Raw genomic sequence first — 751 nt, 5'->3', positions numbered from 1 at the left:
GCAGCCAGATTCATCCTGGTCTTCTTGTCTTTCACCACATCCCCGGCAGCGAATATCCTCTGGGGAAGAGGATGATGCTGATTGAGGGCGAAGATCTCCAGAAGGGAGCTGAGAAGCGAGGTACGGAGGATGGTATGCAGCTCGCTTATGGGGTGCAGCACCCGCACCGCTCCCGCCGCCTCCGGAGCAGCAGATCGGCGCATCCACTGGAAGTGCACCAACTCATTGGTCAGGGTGAAGGGCATGGTCTCCAGATACCCGAGGCCGGCCATGATCTCCCTGATCTCTCCCTTGCGCACTTCAGAAGAATGGGCCCGGCCCACGGTCACCGTCTGGGGAAGCCGGGCTTCCAGATTGTCGTAGCCATATGCCTTGGCCGCATCCTCGAAGATGTCCCAGGAGTGCATTATATCCGCCCGGTAGGCCGGGACCTGCACCACCACGATATCATCCATCTCCTCGCCGGCGGTGACGGCTCCAAAGCGCATCCTCTTCAGGCATTCAGCCAGCTCTGCTCCCGTCAGATCAAATCCTATCAGCCGGTTGGCCTCCTCAGTTCTCACCTTCCAGCTGGCGGGCGACAGATCCGGGCTGAGAAAGTCGCCCTCGCTCCTCTTGACCAGAACGCTCTCTATTTTCCCTCCCCGCTCCGCCAGAGAGGTGACCACGATGTTCAGGGCCTTGTGGACCACAGGGTCGGTCCCGGTGACATCGATGAAGAGATCCTCCGTCTCCTCGGTGACGCTGGTCA

General features: G+C 60.2%; 1 pseudogene. It reads right to left on the bottom strand.

Going from position 1 to position 751, the window contains the following annotated elements:
* A pseudogene (gene pheT, locus BP727_RS04705) lies at positions 1 to 751 on the bottom strand (phenylalanine--tRNA ligase subunit beta); the annotation flags it as partial.

This window comes from Methanosaeta sp. UBA356, from assembly GCF_002496465.1.
In the GTDB taxonomy this organism is placed as follows: Archaea; Halobacteriota; Methanosarcinia; order Methanotrichales; family Methanotrichaceae; genus Methanothrix; species Methanothrix soehngenii.
Note: the sequence above shows the minus strand (reverse complement) of the source record. Positions and strands in the feature narration are given on the sequence as shown.